Source organism: Robiginitalea rubriflava, assembly GCF_052540725.1.
This window is the reverse complement of sequence record NZ_CP199309.1, coordinates 847,957-862,261: the sequence shown is the minus strand read 5'-3', so window position 1 is coordinate 862,261 and position 14,305 is coordinate 847,957. Positions and strand designations below refer to the sequence as shown.

Annotated in this window: 14 protein-coding genes; 4 read left to right on the top strand and 10 right to left on the bottom strand. The window is 45.1% G+C overall.

Annotated features, from left to right (window positions below):
• The first annotated feature begins 5 nt into the window (after nt 1–5).
• The gene (locus ACT6NU_RS04000) at nt 6–488 is read left to right on the top strand and encodes an ExbD/TolR family protein (protein ID WP_445383172.1); all 483 of its coding nucleotides are present in this window, start codon (nt 6–8) and stop codon (nt 486–488) included.
• A gap of 82 nt (nt 489–570) precedes the next feature.
• The gene (locus ACT6NU_RS03995; protein WP_445383171.1) at nt 571–1,254 is read left to right on the top strand and encodes a porin family protein; all 684 of its coding nucleotides are present in this window, start codon (nt 571–573) and stop codon (nt 1,252–1,254) included.
• Nucleotides 1,255–1,332: 78 nt separating this feature from the next.
• Here the strand turns inward: ACT6NU_RS03995 and ACT6NU_RS03990 are convergent, their stop codons facing one another.
• From ACT6NU_RS03990 to ACT6NU_RS03975, 4 genes are all read right to left on the bottom strand, one after another.
• Nucleotides 1,333–1,941 (bottom strand): hypothetical protein, encoded by a 609-nt coding sequence (locus tag ACT6NU_RS03990; RefSeq protein WP_445383170.1) that lies wholly within the window; start codon nt 1,939–1,941, stop codon nt 1,333–1,335.
• Nucleotides 1,938–3,395 carry an RNA polymerase factor sigma-54 gene (gene rpoN, locus ACT6NU_RS03985; RefSeq protein WP_445383169.1) on the bottom strand — a complete coding sequence of 486 codons (1,458 nt, stop codon included), beginning with the start codon at nt 3,393–3,395 and terminating at the stop codon, nt 1,938–1,940. Before rpoN ends, ACT6NU_RS03990 begins: the two co-directional genes overlap by 4 nt.
• Before the next feature lie 49 nt (nt 3,396–3,444).
• Nucleotides 3,445–4,878: an asparagine--tRNA ligase gene (asnS, locus tag ACT6NU_RS03980; protein WP_445383168.1), complete on the bottom strand. Its 1,434-nt coding sequence runs from the start codon at nt 4,876–4,878 to the stop codon at nt 3,445–3,447.
• Nucleotides 4,879–4,982: 104 nt separating this feature from the next.
• A complete protein-coding gene (locus ACT6NU_RS03975; protein WP_445383829.1) occupies nt 4,983–7,382 on the bottom strand; it encodes an efflux RND transporter permease subunit in 2,400 nt (799 codons plus the stop codon).
• 135 nt (nt 7,383–7,517) lie between these two features.
• On the opposite strand from ACT6NU_RS03975, the gene ACT6NU_RS03970 reads away from it, so the two are divergent.
• Nucleotides 7,518–7,658, top strand: a complete 141-nt coding sequence (locus tag ACT6NU_RS03970; RefSeq protein ID WP_445383167.1) for a hypothetical protein — start codon at nt 7,518–7,520, stop codon at nt 7,656–7,658.
• 49 nt (nt 7,659–7,707) lie between these two features.
• Here the strand turns inward: ACT6NU_RS03970 and frr are convergent, their stop codons facing one another.
• The gene (frr, locus tag ACT6NU_RS03965; RefSeq protein ID WP_445383166.1) at nt 7,708–8,262 is read right to left on the bottom strand and encodes a ribosome recycling factor; all 555 of its coding nucleotides are present in this window, start codon (nt 8,260–8,262) and stop codon (nt 7,708–7,710) included.
• 43 nt (nt 8,263–8,305) lie between these two features.
• On the bottom strand, nt 8,306–9,013 hold the full coding sequence (pyrH, locus tag ACT6NU_RS03960; protein WP_445383165.1) for a UMP kinase: 708 nt from the start codon (nt 9,011–9,013) through the stop codon (nt 8,306–8,308).
• 146 nt (nt 9,014–9,159) lie between these two features.
• On the opposite strand from pyrH, the gene ACT6NU_RS03955 reads away from it, so the two are divergent.
• A complete protein-coding gene (locus tag ACT6NU_RS03955) occupies nt 9,160–11,022 on the top strand; it encodes a M61 family metallopeptidase (protein ID WP_445383164.1) in 1,863 nt (620 codons plus the stop codon).
• Between the two features lie 52 nt (nt 11,023–11,074).
• On the opposite strand, the gene tsf is transcribed toward ACT6NU_RS03955, so the two are convergent.
• The 4 genes from tsf to rplM form a co-directional block, all read right to left on the bottom strand.
• Nucleotides 11,075–11,899, bottom strand: coding sequence for a translation elongation factor Ts (gene tsf, locus ACT6NU_RS03950; protein WP_445383163.1), 825 nt, complete (start codon nt 11,897–11,899; stop codon nt 11,075–11,077).
• A gap of 65 nt (nt 11,900–11,964) precedes the next feature.
• A complete protein-coding gene (gene rpsB / locus ACT6NU_RS03945) occupies nt 11,965–13,116 on the bottom strand; it encodes a 30S ribosomal protein S2 (RefSeq protein WP_445383162.1) in 1,152 nt (383 codons plus the stop codon).
• A 233-nt stretch (nt 13,117–13,349) separates the two neighbouring features.
• Entirely contained in the window at nt 13,350–13,736 is a 387-nt protein-coding gene (gene rpsI / locus ACT6NU_RS03940; protein ID WP_445383161.1) for a 30S ribosomal protein S9, read from the bottom strand.
• Nucleotides 13,736–14,191, bottom strand: coding sequence for a 50S ribosomal protein L13 (gene rplM / locus ACT6NU_RS03935; protein WP_445383160.1), 456 nt, complete (start codon nt 14,189–14,191; stop codon nt 13,736–13,738). The genes rpsI and rplM overlap by 1 nt, the downstream gene beginning before the upstream one ends.
• Between the last annotated feature and the right edge of the window lie 114 nt (nt 14,192–14,305).

The window sequence follows — 14,305 nt, the reverse complement described above, 5'->3', positions numbered from 1 at the left end:
GAAAAATGGCTAAGTTTAATAAGAAAAAAGACGGAGACGTACCAGCTGTATCTACGGCCTCGCTTCCCGATATTGTATTTATGCTGTTGTTCTTCTTTATGACGGTTACCACCATGAAAGACAGTACGCTGATGGTGGAAAATACCTTGCCCAATGCAAGTGAGACCAAAAAATTAGAGAAGAAGGATAGAGTAATCTACATTTTTGTAGGAGCCCCTACCAGTCAGTATCAGAAGGTTTTTGGTTCTGAGCCAAAAATCCAGTTGAATGACAAGTTTGCCGATGTGTCAGAGGTAGGCGATTTCATTCTTCAGGAAAGGGCCAAGAAACCACAGGAACTTCAGAATGTACTGACAACAGCTCTTAAAGTTGATAAAGAGGCTAATATGGGGCTAATATCCGATATTAAGCAGGAACTTAGAAAAGTGAATGCCCTAAAGGTAAATTATACCACCTTCGAGGGTGATGCATTCCGAAATCTGCAGTAAAGCAGGTTTCTTTTCAAACCTAAATAGATGCTTGAAAGCGCTTCAGTTACTGGGGCGCTTTTTTGCTAAACCACCCCTTTAGATGCGGTTGTTCATTGTGCTTTTAATCAGTATCACGGGAGCCAATCTGATGGCGCAGATGCCAGACGAACCGGCAGATCCGCGCTATTTTGAAGACCAGTTTTACCTGGGGTTGAACTACAACCTTTTACAGGATAAGCCCAGTGCTGTATCACAAAATAATTTGTCATATGGGATACATCTGGGTTTTATCAAAGATCTACCGCTAAACAGCAATAGGACTTTTGCTGCCGGGCTGGGCCTTGGGTATGGGGTAAATTCTTATTATTCCAATTTAAGAGCTATTCGAAATGGTTCTTCATTTCAATATCTGTTTCTGGACAACACAACATCTTATCGCAGGAATAAATTGGAAACCCACTTAATTGAGCTGCCTGTGCAATTGAGATGGCGGAACTCAACTGCAAGTGAGTTTAAATTCTGGAGGATTTATGCAGGAATGAAGTTTGGATATATTGTAGGAAGCCGATCTAAATTTGTTACTTCAGATTTTATCGACAGCTTTTATAATACAGATACCGAAAATTTTCAATATGGCCTTACCCTGGATGTGGGCTATAATACTTTCAACCTGCATGTATACTACGGGCTAAATGGCTTATTTGAAGCTGGAGTAGTGGGCCCGGACGGGCAATCCCTGCAATTGACCCCTTTAAGGATTGGGTTGATTTTTTATATACTCTGAAACGGGTTATAGAGGCAGAACTTCATACCCCCTAAAGTTTTGTTATCTCCACCTGCTTATGGATCATCTTAAATAGTGCTAGATCCAGAATTGTATAAGGATTAATTGAGAGATCACCCCTAAGAGCCATCCCGTAAGCAGGCTTGCCCGACCGTGTATATTGGAATACAAACGCGATGAAGCGATAAGCCCGCTTACCAGGGTGCAGAGGCTTACAGCAACGATAATGTTTTTTTCAAAATGCAGGCTCAGGTTGATCAGAAACATGAGCAAACTGCCAATGCCCACCATATGCAGGCTGATCACTTTTTTAAATATCGCCATTAGCAGTGCGGCTGTATTGGCAAGGACAAGCCCCATAAAAAAATAGTAGATCTCCGGGCTGTAATGGTTGGGGATAATCCTGGAAAATATAAGTAGTAAAAGCGCCAAATTGATCAGCAGTGGATAAACCCTTTCTTCTGAGGAAAGCAGCTTATAGGTGCGCAGCATTCCAAGATTTCGCAAGATGAGCAGGCTAATCGAAGGTATAACCACACTTAGTATAAAAATGGGCAACAGGCTTCCGGTTTTCATCCCTTCCGGACTGTATTTGGGAGTGATTTCAAAGTAGAGGAAAGTACCGTAAAACGGAATTAGCAGCGGATGAAAGGCATAGGAGATAAGTTTACTCAGCCAATGTATCATATCTCTTTACGAAGTCTGGCAACCGGTATTCCCAGTTGTTCGCGGTATTTAGCTACTGTTCTCCTGGCTATGGGATATCCCTTTTCCTTCAGGATCTTAGCCAGTTTATCGTCAGTGAGGGGTTTGCGCTTTTCTTCATCCCGAATGACGGTTTCCAGGATTTTCTTGATTTCCTTGGTCGAGACATCCTCCCCCTGCTCATTCTTCATGGACTCTGAGAAGTAATCCTTGATCAATTTGGTCCCGTAGGGAGTGTCTACGTATTTGCTATTGGCAACCCTGGATACCGTAGATACATCCATCCCGATCAGATCGGCAATATCTTTCAGAATCATGGGCCTCAGGTTGCGTTCATCCCCCGTAAGGAAGTATTCCTGCTGGTAATTCATTATCGCATCCATGGTGACGTAAAGGGTCTGTTGCCGCTGTTTTATAGCGTCAATAAACCATTTGGCTGCATCCAGTTTCTGCTTGATGAACATTACAGCGTCTTTCTGCGATTTTGATTTGTCTCTCGCATTTTTATAACCGGCCAGCATATTGCTGTATTCCTTGGATACATGTAGTTCGGGGGCATTGCGTCCATTCAGGGATAGTTCCAGTTCTCCGTCAACAATCCTGATGGAGAAGTCCGGAACAATATGCTCCACAATTTTATTGCTTCCGGAATAGGATCCTCCCGGCTTGGGGTTTAACTTTTCAATTTCCCCAATAGCTTCCTTCAGTTCCTCTTCGCTGATGTCGTGCTTCTGCAATAATTTCTGATAGTGCTTTTTGCTGAAATGCTCAAATGACTTTTTAAGGATTTCCATCGCCATTTCGATGGAGGGGCTGCTCTCTTTCCTCTCAAGCTGGAGCAACAGGCATTCGTCCAGGGAACGGGCTCCTACCCCAGGGGGGTCCAGTTGCTGGACTTTTTTAAGCACCTGCCGGATAGTTTGCTCATCTGTAAAAATGTTCTGGGTAAAGGCGAGGTCATCCATAATGTCCGAGATTGGACGCCGGATATAACCACTTTCGTCTACACTACCCACCAGGAATTCGGCAATACTCCATTCTTCATCACTCAGATATTCCGTATTAAGCTGGTTTAAGAGGTATTGGTTAAAAGAGATGCCTGCTGCATACGGAATCTGCTTTTCCTCATCATCTCCACTATAATTATTGGCACGGGTGCGATAGTCAGGGATTTCGTCATCACTGAGGTAATCGTCAATGTTGATCTCATCTGCATTGATCACTTCACCTTCATCCCCTTCATCGTAGGAATCCTGATAATCGTCCTCTACGGAAACGGGGTCCTCCTTGCCCGGTTCAAGGGCCGGATTCTCTTCCAACTCCTGCTTGAGCCGCTGCTCAAAAGCCTGTGTGGGTAACTGAATCAGCTTCATAAGCTGAATCTGTTGCGGAGAGAGCTTTTGTGATAATTTAAATTGCAGGTGTTGTTTCAGCATAATCTTAAGCGGAAAGCCGTTCTTTAAACATAAATTTAATCAATTAGGCTTAAAACTCGGCGTTTTGCGGGGTTCTTGGAAAAGGGATTACATCCCTGATGTTCCCCATTCCGGTAGCGAACTGCACCAGCCTTTCGAAGCCCAGGCCAAAACCAGAATGCACAGCTGTTCCAAACCTGCGCAGATCCAGATACCACCAGAGTTCCTTTTCATCTATCCCAAGGGCTTTCATTTTATCAGTCAGTACATCCAGGCGTTCCTCTCTTTGGGAGCCTCCCACAATTTCTCCAATGCCCGGAAAAAGGATATCCATGGCACGTACGGTTTTACCGTCTTCATTCAGGCGCATGTAAAAAGCCTTGATCTCTGCAGGGTAATTGAAAAGGATTACAGGACATTTAAAATGCTTTTCTACCAGGTACCGTTCATGTTCGCTTTGTAAATCCGTACCCCAGCCTTCAATCGGATATTGAAATTTTTTCTTCTTGTTGGGTTTGCTGTTCTTAAGGATATCGATGGCTTCTGTGTAACTAACCCTTTTAAAGGGCTGGTCGGTTACAAAACGCAATTTCTCCATCAGGGGCATGTCGCTTCGCTCGGTCTGTGGCTTGGATTTTTCTTCATCAAGTAAGCGCTTTTCAAGAAATTCAAGGTCTTCTTGGCAGTGCTCTAGTATATAACGAATAACCTGTTGTATAAAGTCTTCTGCCAGATCCATATTGGCATCCAGGTCGTAGAAAGCCATTTCCGGTTCTATCATCCAGAATTCAGCCAAATGCCTGGAGGTATTTGAGTTTTCGGCCCTGAAGGTTGGCCCGAAGGTATAAACCTTGCCAAGCCCCATGGCGTATGCCTCTGCTTCCAGCTGCCCCGAAACGGTCAGGTTGGTCTCCTTGCCGAAAAAATCCTCTTTAAAATCTACAGTCCCCTCCGGGGTCAAAGGGGGTGATTTCGGGTCAAGCACACTAACGCGAAACATTTCCCCGGCCCCTTCAGCATCCGAACCGGTTATAATGGGAGCGTGGAAATAATAGAACCCCTCTGATGTAAAATACTGGTGAACTGCAAAGGCCAGGGCAGAGCGGACCCTCATTACGGCACTAAAAGTGTTGGTTCGTACCCTCAAATGTGCCTGCTCCCTTAAAAACTCCATACTGTGTTTTTTGGGCTGAATCGGATACTGTTCCGGGTTGGCTTCACCCAATACCTGCAAGGAGCTCACCTGTAATTCAATTTTTTGTCCTCTCCCCTGGCTGGGAACCACTTCCCCAACTACGCGCAGGGCCGCTCCGGTATTGATTTTGCGCAAGACCTCGGGATCCATTTTTTCAAAATCCACCACACATTGCAGGTTCTGAAGCGTTGAGCCGTCATTCAGGGCAATAAAACGGTTGCTCCGAAAAGTTCGTACCCATCCGGATACAGTAAGTTCCTGGTGTAAAGTGGCTTCTTCAAGCAGTGATTTGATACTAGAGGATTTCATGGTATTATTAAACTGGTTTGAATGGGCAAAGATACGCTATTGAAGGAAATTGCTGAGCGCTGCCGTCCTTTAAAAAACCTGAATAAGAGCAGGTGGTACTTCTTTTAATCTATCGCATTTCCATTGTCCTCTGCCTCGGGTAAAATATCGATTTGTGGCTTTTTCAGTACCTGTTTGTTGGCGATGTTTCGCTCCAGGGAAAGCAGTAGGGAAGGAAGCAGGATCAGGTTGGCCAGCATTGCAAAAAGCAAGGTAGCCGAAACCAGGGCGCCCAGGGCTACGGTTCCCCCGAAATTAGAAATCGTGAAGACCGAAAAACCAAAAAAGAGCACTATGGAAGTGTAAAACATGCTTACCCCGGTCTCCCGCAGGGCTGCATATACGGATTTGCGAATGCGCCAGTGATGTGTGGCCAGTTCCTGCCGGTATTTTGCCAGAAAATGAATGGTATCATCTACGGATATTCCAAATGCGATACTGAATACCAGGATGGTAGATGGTTTAATAGGGACCCCTGCAAAACCCATCACACCGGCTGTAACTACCAATGGCAAAATATTGGGTATCAGGGAAATGACGATCATTCGGAACGACCGAAAAAGATAGGCCATAAAGAGCGCAATCAGGCCAATGGCCAGGGCCAGCGACATGACCAGGTTGCGAACCAGGTATTTGGTGCCTTTCAGGAAAAGCAGCGCTTTACCCGTCAGGAAAACCTCATAGCGTTCTTCCGGGAAAGTTCTGGCAATTTCCTGCTTGAGTTCGCGTTCAATTTCTTCCATGCGGTCTGTCTTTACATCGCGCATGTAGGTGGTCATCCGGGCTACCTGCCCGCTGCTGTCCACAAAACTTTTCAGAAGATCTCCGTTTTCTTTTGATTTCCGGGCAACATCCAGGATAAAGTTGCTTTCCTGGGAAGTAGGCAACTGGTAGTATTTTGGAATCCCGTTATAAAAGGCCTGCTTGGAATATTTGACCAGGTTCACTACCGATATCGAACGGGAAAGCTCCGGGGTTTCCTCAATGAAATTTCCCAGTTCATCCATTCGCCTTAAGGTTGCAGGTTTTAAAATGCCGTTCCGCCTTTTGGAGTCTACCACGATCTCAACAGGCATGATCCCGTCAAACTCCTCTTCGAAAAAACGTATGTCCTGGAAGAATTCAGCTTTCTTTGGCATGTCTTCAATAGGGCTGCCTGAAATATCTATTTGGTAGATCCCGATTATACTAACTACCAGCAGGCTGATTGAGACCGCATATACCGTAATACGGCGATGCCGCACCATGCGTTCCATCCAATTGACAAAGCCATCAATCCATCGTTTATTGAGGTGTTTGAGATGCTTGGTTTTGGGCAGCGGCATAAAACTGTACAGAATGGGAATGATCAGCAGGGAGAGCACAAAGATCCCAAGGATATTGAGGGATGCCACGATTCCAAATTCGGTCAGCAATTTACTGTCCGTGATAATAAAAGTTGCGAAGCCCGAGGCCGTGGTGACATTTGTCATCAGGGTGGCATTTCCTATTTTGGATATAACGCGCTGCAGGGAAAGCGCCTGATTCCCATGTTTATTAACTTCCTGCTGGTATTTATTGATCAGGAAAATGCAATTGGGTATCCCGATTACGATAATAACAGGAGGTATCAGGGCAGTGAGTACCGTAATTTCATATTGTAGCAGCCCGAGGGTTCCGAAAGCCCACATCACTCCTATGATCACCACGCAGATCGAAATGAAGGTGGCGCGAAAAGAACGGAAAAAGAAGAAGAAAATCAGAGAGGTAACAGCCAGGGCGGCGAAGATAAATTTCCCGATTTCATCGATGATGTTCTGCGAGTTCATCGTTCGGATATACGGCATCCCGGATACCCGCACCTTTAGCCCGGTTTCTTTTTGGAAATCGGTTACCAGGTTCTGCAAATCATTAAGGACAAAATCTTTGCGGACAGGGGTGTTTACGAGATCCTTGTCCAGATATACTACTGTTCTGAGCGTCTGGGATTCCTTGTTGAAAAGCAACTTTTCATAAAAGGGGAGCTGGGTAAAAAGCTCATTTTTCAGCTGGTCCATTTCGGCCTGGTCCTCAACAGGTCCTTTTAACCAGGGTTCCAACACGAATTCCTGTTTGACAGAATCTTTTACAAGCCGTTGCAGGTTATCAGTTGAAAGCACAAAGTCTACTTCCGGAAAGGCCGCAAGTTGTTCACTGAAGATATTCCAGCGATTAAATTGTTCAGGGGTATAGAGGCTGCTATCGCGAATAGCCAGGACGATGGTATTTCCTTCTTCCCCGAATTTCTTTAAGAATTCCTGATACTCAAGATTGATGGGGTGGTCATCAGGAAGCAGGTTTGCTTCTGAATTCGAGAAGCGCATGTGCTTCCACTGTGTAGCCAGTAAGACGGTTGCCAGGACAATGAGCAGCAGGATCAGGATCCGGTTCCTCAGAATAATCCTGGCCGTTTTTGCCCAAAAACCTTGTGTTAGTTTCGCTACCATCCCTACAGTCGGGCGCAAAGGTAGAAAATGATTGTCAGTGTACCCAACTTTTGCCGCTTTTGAACGCTTTGTGTATTACCTTTTAACAGTTGGTAGGCGAATAGTGGTCTGTTTAAAAAACGTATCTTTTGTGGTATGGCCTCAAAAGAAGAATATTCAAAACAGCGCAGGTATCGCAAGCTGGCACGCAGAGCCTACAGGGGGGTTATCCTGGTATGTATCCTGGCTTTGATTTGTGCCGTTCTGATCTGGTATGTTGCCGATGCCTCGCAGTAGGAGGATCTGTAGAATAGCAGTTTGCTAGTAAACTGGAAAAAAGGCTTTTTTACACTTTCATGATTTCAGCCTCCTTCACTTCCAGAATTTTATCTATCTGTGAAATATATTTATCTGTGAGTTCCTGAATATCTATTTCGGCATTTTTTTCCAGGTCTTCGGAAATATCCAGGGCTTTGATTTCCTTATTTGCTTCCTGACGGGCAGAACGTACGCCTACTTTTGCATCTTCGGCTTCTGCCTTAGCCTGTTTTACAAGTTGCTTGCGTCTTTCCTCTGTTAAAGGGGGTACATTGATGATTACCATCTCCCCATTGTTCATAGGGTTAAAGCCCAGGTTGGCATTCATGATAGCGCTTTCAATTTCGGGGATCAAATTTTTTTCCCAGGGTTGCACTGAGATAGTTCGCCCATCCGGAGTGTTGATATTGGACACTTGAGAGAGCGGGGTCTGACTCCCGTAATATTCTACCATAACAGAAGAAAGCATGGAAGGGCTGGCCTTGCCTGCACGGATTTTAACCAATTCCTTTTCCAGGTGTGAAATAGCTTTTTGCATACTGTCCCTGGTTGCCTCTAAAATAAAACTTACATCCTCATTCATAAGTGCTGTTGCTTAGCAGATAGAAATAATTTATTGTTTAATATCAAAGATTTACCACAGTTCCGATATTTTCTCCGGCCACGATTTTCAGTAAATTCCCCTTTTTATTCATGTCAAAGACAACGATGGGCAATTCATTTTCCTGGCTGAGCGTAAAGGCTGTGGTATCCATAACCTTTAGACCCTTGCTGAGTACATCTTTAAAGCTGATGCTGTCAAATTTTGTCGCGCTTTTGTCCTTTTCCGGATCGCTGCTGTAAATGCCATCCACTCGGGTACCCTTCAGAATTACATCTGCCTCGATTTCAATAGCCCGGAGAACTGCTGCGGAATCTGTAGTAAAATAAGGATTCCCGGTACCACCGCCAAAAATCACCACTCTTCCTTTTTCAAGGTGGCGCATGGCCCTGCGGCGAATAAAAGGTTCTGCAACCTCATTGATTTTGATTGCCGACTGCAAACGGGTATCCACCCCGGCATCTTCCAGGGCAGCCTGCAGCGCCAGCCCGTTGATTATGGTTGCCAGCATCCCCATATGATCGCCCTGCACCCGGTCCATTCCGTTACTGGCACCAGCCAGACCGCGGAATATATTACCTCCTCCTATCACTATAGCCACTTCTATACCCTTGTTAACCACTTCTTTGATTTCCTGGGCATATTCGGCCAGCCTTGAGGGGTCAATCCCGTATTGTCTTTCACCCATCAGGGCTTCACCGCTCAATTTAAGGAGTATGCGCTTGTATTGCATGAATTAGCTGTCTAGAATTCGAACAAAAATAATCAAAAATATTTAGCATTGCCTTTGTAATGGCAGGGCTTATAATTCCTAATTTTTTCTAAAAAAAAGCAGCGAAACATTTTAAATCGATAATCTTGTAGGTGTAAACCAGTATTATGAGAAATTACATTGTCTTCCTTTTTGTAAGTGTGCTTTTGGCAGGCTGCGGTTCCCTCAAACAAAACAACAGTATTACGGATGTCCCTGTTTTGGTAACTATAGATCTGGTCGGGGTGGAGGCAGACCGTGTGGAAGTCTTGCTGGACCCGGGAAGCATCCCGGGATCACAGTTGCGTTTTTTTATTCCCAAAACGGTACCCGGCACATATAGTGAAGATAATTACGGGCGTTTTGTGGAAGATTTACAAGCCCTTGACGCCGCTGGTAAACCACTGCAGGTAAAAAGGGACGACATGAACAGCTGGACCATCTACGGGGCACAGCATATGGATAAAATACGCTATTTCGTCAATGATACTTTTGACACGGAAAGTGAACAGGACGAAGCTGTATTCTCCCCGGCCGGAAGCAATATCCTGAAAAATCAGAACTACCTGCTAAACCTGCATGGGTTTGTGGGGTATTTCGAAGGCTTAAAAGAACTCCCTTACCGTTTGGAATTCATTGTCCCGGCTGAAATGCGGCCGGTTACTTCCCTCAGGGAATTGCCCCTGGAAAACGGGAACTTCGGTTTCAGTGCAGATCGTTATTTCGAGGTAATTGATAACCCGGTTCAATTTACGTCACAACCTACTGCGAGTTTTCAGGTTGGGGATATCCGGGTACGACTCAGCGTTTATTCCCCTAATGAAACCTACTCGGCAGCAGACCTGAAACCCTCCATGGAACGGATGATGAAAGCTCAGAAAGCCTTCCTTGGCGAAATAGACGGGACCCGCGAATACAATATCCTGCTTTATTTGTCTACACTGAACCCGGACGATGCTGCCGGTTTTGGGGCTCTTGAACACCATACTTCCACAGTAGTGGTATTGCCTGAACAAATGTCCAGGGAACAATTGGAACAAACGATGACGGATGTGGTTTCTCATGAATTTTTTCATATTGTTACACCGCTTAACGTGCATTCGGAGGAGATACAGTATTTTGATTACAACAACCCCAGCATGTCCCAGCATCTCTGGATGTATGAGGGTACTACAGAGTATTTTGCCAACCTATTTCAAATACAGCAGGAGCTGATTGGCGAGGAAGAATTTTATGGCCGTATGGCTGCCAAGATACAGAACGCAAGCGGTTACAATGATTCCCTTTCTTTTATGGAGATGAGCAAAAATGTCCTTAAAGATCCCTACGCAGCCCAATATGCAAATGTTTATGAGAAAGGAGCCCTGATCAACATGGCCCTGGACCTTCGCCTGAGGGAACTCAGCAAAGGAGAAATGGGGGTGCTTGACCTGATGAAAGCACTTTCTGAAAAATACGACGTAGATACACCCTTCCGCGATGATATCCTGATTGATGAAATAGTGAGGCTTACCTTTCCGGAGGTTCGGCTATTCTTTGAGAAACACGTAATGGGCGGGCAACCCATCCCTTATGAGGAGTACTTTGCAAAGGCCGGCCTCGGTACACGGGACGTGGCAGTTGAATGCGGCTTCTTTCTCAACGGACAGATTCCCTTCATTGATGTGGATCCATCCAATACAGATAAAATATTTATCCGCAAGGGGATCCGCCTGAACACCTTCTTTACCGAATTAGGAGCAGAAGGAGGGGATGTAATCCAACAGATAAACGGGGTGCCCATTACCCTTGAGTCTGTCAGGAATATTGTAGGCGAAAGTTTCGGATGGAATGCAGAAACACCCATTGAGATGGTTGTTGAGCGGGAAGGGGAGCAGATTATCCTGAAAGGAACCGCTGGAAAACCTACTGTAGTTCAAAACCGTTTGGCTCCGCTACCGGACGCGACTGAACAACAAAAAACCCTGCGGGAAGCATGGTTGCGTGGTTAAAATAAAAAACGCCCCGTTGAGGGGCGTTTTTTTATGATCTTTTGGAAGTTAATTATCCAAGGGCAACACGTTCAAAACCGGTTACTTCCAGATTGGCTCCGGCAGTTTTGACATATTGGGAAACGCTAATTTTACTGTCTTTAATAAAATCCTGGTTAACCAGGGTATTGTCTTTAAAGAAACGCTTCAGTTTTCCCTGTGCAATTTTATCCAGCATGGCCTCGGGCTTGCCTTCCTCACGAAGCTGATCTTTTGCAATTTCAATTTCCTTATCGATGGTTGCCTGATCTACCTGCTCCTCATTCAGGGCTACAGGGTTCATGGCAGCTGCCTGCATGGCAACGTCTTTAGCTACCACTGCAGCATCGTCTACCACTTCAGACAAACCAACCAGGGTTGCAATCTTATTTCCTGCATGGATGTAAGACCCAACAAAGGGGGCACTTAACTTGCGGAATCCGCCGATTTCAATTTTTTCTCCAATAACTCCGGTTTGTTCGATCAGTTTCTCCGAAACGCTTAAACCGTTATAATCGGCATTCATAAAGGCATCCAGGGAATTAAAAGACAGGGCCAGGTCTGCCAATTCATTGGCGAGGGTTACAAAACTTTCGTTTTTGGCTACAAAGTCCGTTTCACAGTTAAGTGAAATAATAACCCCTTCAGTATTGGCATCATTTACTTTGGCGATGGCCGCCCCTTCCGAAGAATCGCGGTCTGCACGCTTTGCAGCTACCTTTTGTCCTTTTTTCCTAAGGATTTCGATGGCTTTTTCAAAATCGCCTTCTGCTTCTACCAGGGCATTTTTGCAATCCATCATTCCGGCCCCGGTGCTCTTCCTTAATTTATTTACCTCTGCTGCGGTAATTTTTACCATTGTTACAATTTTTATGGGACCCTGAGAGATCCCGTTTCGTTATTGATAATTCTGAATTAAAGGATTTATTCTACGCCTCCCTTGGCATTGTCCTGCCATTCTTTCAAGGCATCCCAATCTCCATCTGCAGCCATTTTCGCCTGCTTCGGCCAGCTGGTTGGATCCAGGTGGGCCATCCTTGAACTCGCTTCGGTAAGGATTTCCTTAATTGCATCCGGTTTTGCTTTGGAAAGGGCTTCATATCCTGCAATTCCTGCCTTGGTTAAGGCCTCGGCTGCTTTGGGGCCAATACCTTCAATTTTGGTCAGGTCTTCGGCAGCTGCCTTTTTGGTTTCCTTTTTTGGGGCTTTTTCTTCTTTAGCCGGAGCTGCTTCAGTTTTTACTTCTTCAACAGCGGCTTTTTCAGCCTTTTCAGCTTTCTTCACCTCTGTTTTTTCTTGCTTGGCAGGGGCTTCTGCTGTGGTTGTTTCAGTCTTTTTGGAAACCGCCTTTTCTTCTTTCCCTTCCTTTTCCGCAGCTTTTTCAGACTTCCTTTCGGCAAGACCGGCAGCAACTGCTTCTGTTACATGAGACATGATAACCTCGATAGATTTGGATGCATCGTCATTGGATGGGATCACGAAATCTATAGGCCGCGGATCTGAGTTGGTATCCACCATAGCGAAAATAGGGATGTTCAGCTTTTGGGCTTCTTTAACAGCGATGTGCTCCCGCATGGTATCTACAATGAACAGGGCCCCGGGTAAACGGGTCATCTCTGAAATAGATCCGAGGTTTTTTTCCAGCTTGGCACGCAGGCGTTCCACCTGCAGGCGCTCTTTCTTGGAAAGCGTGTTGAAGGTTCCGTCTTTCTTCATCCTGTCGATAGACGCCATCTTCTTTACAGCTTTTCGGATGGTTACAAAGTTTGTAAGCATCCCTCCCGGCCAGCGTTCGGTAATGTAAGGCATGTTGACCGCAGACACTTTGTCTGAAACAATGTCCTTAGCTTGTTTTTTGGTTGCTACAAAGAGAATTTTGCGGCCGGAGGCAGCGATTTTCTTCAATGCTTCACTGGCTTCATCCAGTTTTGCAACGGTTTTGTAAAGGTTGATTACGTGAATCCCATTTCGCTCCATGTAGATGTAAGGAGCCATGTTCGGATTCCATTTACGGGTGAGGTGCCCAAAATGCACCCCTGCTTCCAATAATTCTTTAACTGCAGCGTTTGTCGCCATTTTAAAATTTAGTTTACGTTCTTTGAATGAGCAATGGTTAAGTGGTCGCCCGCAATAGGGTTCGCCTTCACCATTTAGATGCTAAACTAAAAGGTATTCAGAGGCATAAAATATGCTTCCGAATGTTAACTAGTTTCTCCGAAGAGAACTTTTCAAGGAACTAGGGTTAATATTAACCTGCCAGGCAGGCTTAAAACATATATAATCGGTCCATGGTTTCCCATGGAAAAATTTTATCGCTTGGAGAACTGGAACTTCTTACGGGCTTTCTTCTGACCGAATTTCTTACGTTCCACCATTCTCGGGTCTCTGGTAAGCAGCCCTTCAGGCTTCAATACAGAGCGGTTTTCCTCATCTATTTCACATAAGGCTCGAGATACAGCCAGGCGAATGGCTTCTGCCTGTCCTGTAATACCACCCCCGTAAACGTTGATGCTCAGATCATAATTAGAATCTGTATCCGTAAGGGTAAGGGGTTGTCTTACCTTGTATTGAAGTGTCGCTGTTGGAAAATATTCCTTGAACTCTTTTTTGTTCACGGTTATGTTTCCTTTTCCTTCTGACAGATATACACGGGCCACAGCGGTTTTCCTTCTGCCTATTTTATGAATTACCTCCATTATTTAAGGTCATTTAAGTTGATTGCCTTCGGTTTTTGTGCTTCCTGGTCGTGAGTAGCTCCTGCATATACCCTTAGGTTGCGGAATAGGTCAGCTCCCAATCGGTTCTTTGGCAGCATCCCTTTAACAGCTCTTTCAACAAGCGCTGCCGGATTTTTAGCCAGCAGGTCACGGGCCGTTTCAGACCTTTGCCCACCTGGATAACCTGTGTATCTGATATACTCCTTGGAATCCCATTTTTTTCCGGAAAGGGATACCTTCTCAGCATTGATAATCACAACATTATCCCCGCAATCCACATGTGGAGTGAAATTGGGTTTGTATTTTCCCCTCAGTATTTTAGCAACCTTGGAAGACAATCTTCCCAGGGTTTGCCCTTCCGCATCAACCAGTACCCATTCCTTCTGAACGGTATTCTTGTTGGCTGATATCGTTTTGTAGCTTAATGTATCCACTACCAGTTTTTTAAATATTAAACACTTCAATCCCGAATAACGGGCTGCAAATGTACAATTATTAAGTTGAAATACAAACCACTGACGGGCAATATTTTTTTTGCTTTTAACGAA